Annotated in this window: 10 protein-coding genes; 7 read left to right on the forward strand and 3 right to left on the reverse strand. The window is 69.3% G+C overall.

From position 1 onward, the window contains the following. Positions 1-39: 39 nt before the first annotated feature. The 3 genes from NLI01S_RS05355 (at position 40) to NLI01S_RS05365 (ending at position 2,746) form a co-directional block, all read left to right on the forward strand. On the forward strand, positions 40-1,287 hold the full coding sequence (locus tag NLI01S_RS05355; protein ID WP_067600104.1) for a cell division protein DivIVA: 1,248 nt from the start codon (positions 40-42) through the stop codon (positions 1,285-1,287). A 130-nt stretch (positions 1,288-1,417) separates the two neighbouring features. Next, on the forward strand, positions 1,418-1,867 hold the full coding sequence (locus NLI01S_RS05360) for a GNAT family N-acetyltransferase (RefSeq protein WP_067600107.1): 450 nt from the start codon (positions 1,418-1,420) through the stop codon (positions 1,865-1,867). Positions 1,868-2,131: 264 nt separating this feature from the next. Beyond that, positions 2,132-2,746: a TetR/AcrR family transcriptional regulator gene (locus NLI01S_RS05365; RefSeq protein WP_067600147.1), complete on the forward strand. Its 615-nt coding sequence runs from the start codon at positions 2,132-2,134 to the stop codon at positions 2,744-2,746. Positions 2,747-2,778: 32 nt separating this feature from the next. Here the strand turns inward: NLI01S_RS05365 and NLI01S_RS05370 are convergent, their stop codons facing one another. Continuing rightward, complete coding sequence (locus NLI01S_RS05370; RefSeq protein WP_067600110.1) at positions 2,779-3,102, reverse strand: hypothetical protein; 324 nt, start codon at positions 3,100-3,102, stop codon at positions 2,779-2,781. Between the two features lie 199 nt (positions 3,103-3,301). On the opposite strand from NLI01S_RS05370, the gene NLI01S_RS05375 reads away from it, so the two are divergent. After that, on the forward strand, positions 3,302-3,952 hold the full coding sequence (locus NLI01S_RS05375) for a class I SAM-dependent methyltransferase (RefSeq protein ID WP_067600113.1): 651 nt from the start codon (positions 3,302-3,304) through the stop codon (positions 3,950-3,952). Positions 3,953-4,004: 52 nt separating this feature from the next. On the opposite strand, the gene NLI01S_RS05380 is transcribed toward NLI01S_RS05375, so the two are convergent. After that, a complete protein-coding gene (locus NLI01S_RS05380; RefSeq protein ID WP_067600115.1) occupies positions 4,005-4,385 on the reverse strand; it encodes a RidA family protein in 381 nt (126 codons plus the stop codon). Positions 4,386-4,569: 184 nt separating this feature from the next. On the opposite strand from NLI01S_RS05380, the gene NLI01S_RS05385 reads away from it, so the two are divergent. After that, complete coding sequence (locus tag NLI01S_RS05385; protein WP_067600119.1) at positions 4,570-6,168, forward strand: N-acyl-D-amino-acid deacylase family protein; 1,599 nt, start codon at positions 4,570-4,572, stop codon at positions 6,166-6,168. A gap of 220 nt (positions 6,169-6,388) precedes the next feature. On the opposite strand, the gene NLI01S_RS05390 is transcribed toward NLI01S_RS05385, so the two are convergent. Next, complete coding sequence (locus tag NLI01S_RS05390) at positions 6,389-6,697, reverse strand: hypothetical protein (RefSeq protein WP_067600122.1); 309 nt, start codon at positions 6,695-6,697, stop codon at positions 6,389-6,391. A gap of 218 nt (positions 6,698-6,915) precedes the next feature. Here NLI01S_RS05390 and NLI01S_RS05395 point away from each other — a divergent pair, with 218 nt between their 5' ends. Then, on the forward strand, positions 6,916-7,215 hold the full coding sequence (locus tag NLI01S_RS05395) for a DUF6412 domain-containing protein (protein ID WP_067600126.1): 300 nt from the start codon (positions 6,916-6,918) through the stop codon (positions 7,213-7,215). A 140-nt stretch (positions 7,216-7,355) separates the two neighbouring features. Beyond that, positions 7,356-8,051, forward strand: coding sequence for a YidC/Oxa1 family membrane protein insertase (locus tag NLI01S_RS05400; protein ID WP_067600129.1), 696 nt, complete (start codon positions 7,356-7,358; stop codon positions 8,049-8,051). The last annotated feature ends 141 nt before the right edge of the window (positions 8,052-8,192 follow it).

Genomic DNA, 8,192 nt, shown 5'->3' on the forward strand with positions numbered 1-8,192 from the left:
AGTCAACGGTGTTAAGGACATGAAAGGCACATGAGCGATATGTTGCCGGGCGGCGGACTGCAGCAAGACAGGTTCCCGACAGTGCGTAAGGGCGGCTACGACAAGGCGCACGTCGACGACTACTACGTCCGAATGGACAATCAGTTCAAGGACCTCCGCGAACGTCTTCAGCGGATGGACGACGAACTGGAGCAGTACAAGCGTGACCTCGCGATCGCTCGCGAGAAGGCCCAGGTCAAGCCTGAGCACGAGCAGATCAGCGAGCGCATGGCGGAGATCCTGCGGATCGCCGAGGAAGAGGCCAAGGAACGTCGTTCCCGGGTCGAGTCCGAGGTGAAGGAGGCCCAGAAGAAGGCCGAGGAGGAGGTCTCCAAGCACCGCAAGGACGCCGAGGAGCACGCCGAGCGCATCGTCTCCTCCGCTCGCACCGAGGCCACCGAGATGGTCTCCGGCGCCAAGAAGGAGGCCGACCAGCTCCGTGACCAGGCCAAGCAGGAGGGCGAGCGGCGGCTGAACGAGGCCGAGGCCCGGGCCAAGAAGATCCACGACACGGCCGACCGTCGACTGGCCACGCTCACGGCCACGCACGCCGAGGCGATGCGTCGTCTGAAGGACATGCACTCCACGCTCGCCGAGCTGGTCACCGCCGAGGACGAGGCCGGTGCGCTCGAGAGCGGTCTTTCGCGCGAGGAGGCCGTCGAGGCGGACAAGCCCAAGGCCGGGGCTCCCAAGACCGGACCCAAGGGGCCGCAGGGACGCCCGCCACAGGACAAGGCGCCCGAGAACAAGGCGCCCGAGAACAAGGCCCCGCAGGCCAAGGGCCCGGAGACCGAGGCTCCCAAGGCCAAGGCTCCGGAGGCCGAGCCGAAGCAGGACGAGGTCGCCGCCCAGGCGCCGCCGCAGGCTCCGGACGAGGCGACCGTACGCATTCAGCCGCTGCCCGAGAACGAGCAGGGTCGGCCGGACGAAGGCAAGGGCGGAGAGCCCAAGCCGGTCGCGTCCCAGCCGCCGCAGGGAGCCCGCTTCAACGCGCCCGCTCCGGGGGGTCCGCCGAACGCACCGCAGCAGCAGGTGCCCGGTGGCCCGCAGCAGCCCCAGAGTGGCCCTCAGCGTCCGCAGGGTGGACCCCAGCAGGCGCCCAACGGCCCGCAGCAGCCGCAGAGCGGCCAGGAGCAGTCCCCGACCGACGCCGCAGACCCGGGGTTCACCGGGGTCTACCGTCGTCCGGAGAGCCGGCAGCAGCCTCCGACCAACGACGAGGGCGTGCGGGTCATCCGCAAACCCTGAGGGTTCGTCGGGAAGCATCCCGCCAGGTGGCGGACGAGGGCGGGACGGTCGTCCCGCCCTCGGCGTTTTGTGACTGGTTGTAGGGGGTCGTCCGCCTTGTAGCAGGCTGTCGGCTACGATGCCGAAAGCCATGATGATTCGTGCGGCCATTCGGTCCGACCTCGGTGCGATCCTGCGCCTCTTGCGTGAACTCGGTGACACCACCCATACGCGGAGTGCGCACGTTCGTATGTCCTCCGCCGCGGTCCGGGCCTGGACCCGGATGGAGAACGATCCCGACCGCACCGTGTTGGTGGCCGAACGCCGCGGTCAGATCATAGGGACCCTCGACCTGATGGTCGTGGCCAACCTGACCCACGACGCCCAGCCGTGGGCGGTGGTCGACAACCTCGTGGTCGACCCCGAGACCCGCTTCCAGGGCATCGGCAGGGCCCTCATGGAGGACGCCCTGGACCGGGCCACCCGCGCGGGTTGCTACAAGGTCGAGCTGCTCTCCCACGAGAGCCGCCAAGGCGCGCACCACTTCTACCGGAACCTGGGCTTCGACGACTCGGCCGAGGGTTTCCGCCGCTACCTCTGAGCTCAGGGTGCGTGGACGACCCGGTCATGGAACGATTCCGGTCAGCCTTCGCGTCGCTTGGAATCCTCGCGCCGAACACACCCTGCATGGCCGTGGGCGAAGGCGCCCATGATCACCTCACGGACGGGTTCGGGTGGGGAGCGCACCGGCTCGGGCCGCCCCTGGGCGGACTCGGCGGCACTGGAACGCCGCCGGTATGCGCGCGGTCCACGGAGGTGGGACCCTGGAATGTCGAAATTCGGATCGAGGCCCCAAGGGGTGCAGATGGAGCGTCCGGACGAGATCAGAAGCGGCGCCACCGTACCCACGCGCCGCCGTGAGGTGACCAGGGAACGCATCCTGACCAGCGCCAAGGAGCTCTTCGCGCAGGAAGGATTCGGTTCGGTCTCCTCCCGGATGATCGCCTCGCACGCCGGGGTGAACGTCGCGCTGATCAACCGGTACTTCGGTTCCAAGGCCGGGCTGCTCACCGAGATCCTGCGCGAGGACGGCGTCTTCCCCCGGCTCATCACCGACGGTCCGGTCGAGGAACTGCCTCGTCGACTGGCCGAGCACGCGGTGGGGCGATTGCACGGGGAGGGGAGCACGCTACAGCGGGCCCTGGACCACTCGGCCGGGGACCCGGACCTACAGGCCGTCTACCAGGGTCGACTCAAGAGCGCGTTCATCGAACCGCTCGTCGAGTACCTGGGGCGGGAGAACGCCGAGGTGCACGCCTCGCTGTTCGCCGCCGTGTGGCTGGGACTGGGACGGGTCCGGCGCATCGAAGGGGGAGAGGCGCTGCGCGGGCACGACCGTACGCGGCTCACCGCGCGGATCCAGGCCATGTTGGAACTGTGCCTGGAGGACCTCGGAACCCCGGATCCGGAGGATCCCTAGGGTCCCGAGGCACTCACGGCCCTGTCCGGGTTCTAGAGGGGGAAGGCGGTGGCCACGGCGCCCGCACCGGCCAGGGGCAGGACGAACGCCCAGTACTGCATCGGCACGAAGAAGAACGTGTGCGCGTTGCGGTACTCGACCGGCTGACCGGTCGCCGGGTGGAAGCCGCGTTTGGGCGCGTTGAGCTTGCGCCCCGCGAAGAACACGGCCACGGAGGCGAGGAGGAACCCCACCCCGGCGCCGATACCGCCGAGGTGTTCCTGTCCCGTCGCCTCGGCGACGATGAGGGCACAGGGGACGGCGAGGACCGCCGCGATGAGGGGGACGAGGATGCCCCAACCGCGCCAGATGATCATGATGTTCCCTTTTCCAGTTGTCAGGGGGATTTGAGACATCTGATGTGACACATGATCACGGAGAGTGGTTCTCTTTTTTCGGTGAGGAAATCGAGAGGTTCCTCGCCTTTCTCGGGCGGGTCGAGCGCTTGCCGTATCGGCAAGGGAAGTGGCCATACGAATCGCCGACGACGAGAGTGTGGGCGGAGGTGGTCGATCAATGACCCAGGAGCACGGAGCCACGCCCCAAGAGATGGGCGAGGACTTCTGGAACGAGCGTTACCGATCCAAGGACCGGATCTGGAGCGGTGAGCCCAACCGTCATCTGGTGGCGGAGGTCGCCGGATTCGAACCCGGACGCGCCTTGGACGTGGGCAGCGGCGAGGGGGCCGACGCCCTGTGGCTGGCCGAGTGGGGGTGGCGGGTCACCGCGGTCGACATCTCGTCCGTGGCGTTGGACCGCGCCGAGGCCCACGCGCGGGAGCGGGGCGCGGAGATCTCCGAACGCCTCACGTGGTTGCGGGCCGACGTGACGCGTTGGTCTCCACCGGGGCCGCCCTTCGACCTGGTCACGGCCCAGTTCATGCACATGCTCCCCAACCCCCGGGCGCGCCTGTTCGCCGACCTGGCCGCGGCGGTGGCGCCCGGTGGTGAGCTGTTGGTCGTCGCGCATCACCCGAGCGACCTGGAGACCGGGGTGCCCCGGCCGCCCATGCCGGAACTGTTCTACGAGGGCGACGCGGTGACCGCGGCGCTCGCCGAGGGGGAGTGGGAGGTACTCGTCGACGAGTCCCGTCCGGGGCGACAGACGATCGACGACGTCACCCACACCGTGCACGACCTCGTGGTCCGGGCCCGCCGTTCGGGGTAGGTACCGCAAAGGGCGGATCGGCCGCCCCGGGGCCTTCCGGGGCGGCCCGACCTCAGTCCTTGAGCTTGGCGACGACGTCGATCTCGACGAGGATGTTCGCGAGGTCGGAGCCCACGGTCGTCCGCACGGGATAGGGGGCGGTGAAGTGTTCCGCGTAGACGGCGTTGAACTCGGGGAAGTCCGCCCTGAGGTTCTCCAGGTGGACGGTGGCCTTGACGACGTCGTCCAAGGTCAGCCCGTGTTCGGCCAGGACGGCTGTGACGTTGGCCAGGACCTGGGCGGTCTGTTCGCCCACGGTCGGCGCGACGAGTCCCGTCCGGGGGTCCTGGGGGCCGAACCCGGCGGTGAACAGGAAGCCGCCCGCGACGACGCCCTGGCTGTAGGCGCCGGCGGGGACGGGGGCCCGGTCGGTCTGGACCGCCTGCTTGGACATGGGGCTCCTTCGGTCGGAGGGTCGCGTGCACATGCGCGCGCCGCTGCTCGTGCGGACTCAGGGCGGACCACGGGCACTTTTACTGGCAACAAAGTTACCAATTATGTGCCCGTAAGCGTATCTTGGGCCACACCGCCACCCGCGCTTCGCCGCGCCGGGCGCCGGTGACCCGAACGGAGGAACAGTGCAGCCCGAGACCGTACTCAGTGGGGGGCGGGTCGTCGACGGCTCGGGCGGCCCTTCCCGCCTGGCCGACCTCGTCCTACGCGACGGCCGCATCAGCCACATCGTCTCGCCCGGATCAGCCCGATCCGCCGGTGAGACCCTCGACGTGAGCGGCCTCGTCGTCGCACCGGGTTTCGTCGACATGCACGCCCACTCCGACCTCGCCCTACTCGCGGACCCGGCCCACGAGGCCAAGGTCTGCCAGGGCGTCACCCTCGAAGTGCTCGGACAGGACGGACTCGGCTACGCCCCCGTCACCGACGACACCGTCGAACCGATCCGAGAGCAGATCTCCGCCTGGAACGGCACCCCCGACCTGGACCACACGTGGCGAAGCGTCGGCGAGTACCTGGACCGCGTCGACCGTGGGGCCCCCACCAACGCCGCCTACCTCGTCCCCCACGGCAACGTCCGGATGGCGGTCCTTGGCAACGAGGACCGCCCGCCCACCGACGCCGAACTCGACCGGATGCGCGCCATGGTGGCCCAGGGCATGGCCGACGGCGCGCACGGACTCTCCGCCGGACTGACCTACACCCCGGGCATGTACGCGACCGACGACGAGATCGTCGCCCTCCTCGGACCGGTACGGGACGCCGGCGGCTACTACTGCCCCCACCACCGCAACTACGGTTCCCGGGTCGTGGAGTCCTACCAGGAATGCCTGAACGTGGCCCGCCGCGCGCAGGTGCCGCTCCACCTGGCCCACTGCCACGTCAACTTCCCCCGCAACCGAGGGCGGGCACGCGAGGTCTTGGACGCCATCGACGAGGCCACCGTCCACTTCGGACTCGACGTCACCCTCGACAGCTACCCCTACCGGGCCAGCGCCACCTACCTGGCCGCTCCGCTGCCGAGCTGGGCACAGGAGGGCGGCGCCACCGCCACCCTCGACCGGTTGCGCGATCCGGACACCCGTGGCCGGATCCTGTGGGAGGTGGAGGCCAAGGGCACCGACGGCAACCACGGCGTACCCATGGACTGGGCGACCCTCGTCGTCTCCGGTACCGCCGACCCGGGCCTGTCCTGGGCGGTCGGGCACTCCATCGCCGACCTGGCGGCCCGTCGGGGAGAGGAACCGGGATCGCTCTACGTCGACCTGTTGATCGCCGACGAACTCCGCAGCGGCTGCCTGCTCCAGGTCGGCAACGAGGAGAACATCCGCACCATCATGCGGCACAGCGCGCACACCGCCGGCAGTGACGGCATCCTCGTCGGTGACCGGCCGCACCCGCGCGGTTGGGGCACCTTCCCCCACTACCTGGGCCACTACGTTCGCGAACTGGGCCTGCTCAGCCTGGAGGAATGCGTGCGGCACCTGACCTCCCGGCCGGCGCAACGTCTCGGCCTGGCCGACCGCGGCACCATTCAGCCGGGGTCCCACGCCGACCTCGTCGTCTTCGATCCCGACACCGTCGCCGCCCGCGCCACCTACGACGACCCCCGCCGCACTCCGGTGGGCATCGAACACGTGCTGTTGTCCGGCGAGTTCACCGTCCGGGACGGTCGACGCACCGATCGCCTCCCCGGCCGCTCGGTGCGAAGGAACCGCCGATGATCCCACCGTCACCGTCATCGTCGATGTCGGCGAGGCCGGGGGCGTGTCCACCCCACCGAGGACCCCCGTCCCTCAGGGGACGAGGCATGGCGAGGAAGAGCCGGTCACCGCGTCCGGATCGGTGACCACCGAGTCCTCTACACGGTCGACGAAGGTGTCATCCAGGTGTGGGTGGTGAAGGCCGACCACCGCCGTGGTGTCCACGAGTGACCGGGTCGGGTCAGCCGATGACGATGGCGCCGGCCAGGACCGGGGTGCCGAAGCGGACACTGCCGTGGCCGGACGCCAGAGCGCGACTGCCCTGACAGCTGGTTCCGGCGAACAACGCGAAGCGTGAGTCCCCCTCGATCTCCACGACACCGCCCTGTCCGGTCTCCAACACTCGGCAACCGCCGTTCTCCACGTTCTGTTCGTGACCCGACTCGAAGGTGACCCGGACCGGGGCGGTCCGATCCTTGTCGGACATGCCCGAGATGGCTCCAGCGATGGTCGCGGACATGGTGGCAAGGTTCGCAGGGCGGATCGGCACGGGGTTCCCCTCTTCGGAAGGCTCGCGCGAGCCCGGAAAGACACGGCGGAGATGGTTACTCTGTGTCATTTAGCTACAGGTTCGCGTGATCGGAGTGGAACGTCGGCGGAGTGTCGGCGGAATTTCTCCCTTGGCCGAGCAGCACCTTTGTCCGTATGATGGTGACCGGACACGATCGCAGCCGGTGCCTGCGATGACCGAGATCGAAAGGGGGGCGGGTGCACTACCTGATTCCCCTGTTCGACTTCCTCCTCCTCGGCGTCCTTCCCACCGAACTCCTCAGCCTCGGAACCCAGGGACCGGCCCTCGTGCTGGTGGCGGTGGCCGTCGGCACGGCCCTGACCTGGATGGTTCTGCGCGGCACGGCCCTGTGGCCGGTCGGCGACAGCGCCACCGGTGCCGGTCGCGCGATGCGGCGGCGTTCCGCCCGACTGCCCGTCCTCACCCTCCGCGACCCCGACGCCGCGGGTCGACCACGCCCCCGAGCGCCAGGACAGGCCCTTGCGGCCGCTCTCTAGGTTCGTTCGCTTCGCGGTGACCATCTCCCGCCCCGCGCTCTGACACGCGTCCTTCGCGTGCCCGGCGCGACCCCGCGCGCCCCGTTCCACGACGAGCGGCCCACGTCCGAACTCTCCACCTGGACGAAGGGCCTTCCACCTTGTACACCTTCGGGCCGATCGCGGCTCTTATCGACGTGCTCTCGGCGATCCTCGCCGTACTGACCGACCTGCTCGCCCCGTTCTCCGGGGCCTTCGCCGCCGGCCTGGCGGTGATCGCGCTGACCGTGGCCGTGCGCGTGCTGCTCCTGCCTCTGGGGGTGGCGCAGGTGCGCGCGGAGAAACAGCGTGCCCGCCTCGCCCCGCGCCTGGCGGCGATCACCGAACGTCACGGCAAGAACCCCGAACGGCTGATCGCCGAACAGCGCAAGGTCTACTCCGAGGCGGGGACCGGGCCGCTGGCCGGATGTCTTCCGGGGCTCGCTCAGGTTCCGATCATGATCGCCCTGTACGGGCTGTTCATCGGGGTCGTCCCCGGTACGGAAGCGCTGTTGCGGCGTACCTTCGCCGGGGTCGAACTGGGTGCCACCCTGGCCGGCGGTTCCTTTTCCCCGGTCTTCGTCGTGATGCTGGTCGTGCTGGCCGCGGTGGCCTGGGCCGGCCGTCGGTACGTCATGTTGCCGACCATGCAGGCGGGCCCGGCTCAGCCGCCGATGCTCGGGGCCTTGTCCTACCTACAGTTCTTCACCGTGCTCGTCGCGGTGTTCGTTCCGTTGGCCGCGGGACTGTACCTGTGCGCCTCCACCACGTGGGCGCTGGGTGAAAAGCTCGTCCTGCGTCGACTCATCCCCGACTAGATGAGTAATTCCAAGGGGTGGGCGTGGTGGGGGACGGTGGTGGTTGTTGGTGGGGGCGCCTGGGGTCGAGAGTCTTGGGGTTGTTGGGAGGGTGGCGGGTCTGTGGGTGGGGCGCCTGGGGGCGGGAACCTTGGGGTCGTT

The sequence above is a fragment of the Nocardiopsis listeri NBRC 13360 genome (assembly GCF_001570765.1).
Lineage (GTDB): Bacteria > Actinomycetota > Actinomycetes > Streptosporangiales > Streptosporangiaceae > Nocardiopsis > Nocardiopsis listeri.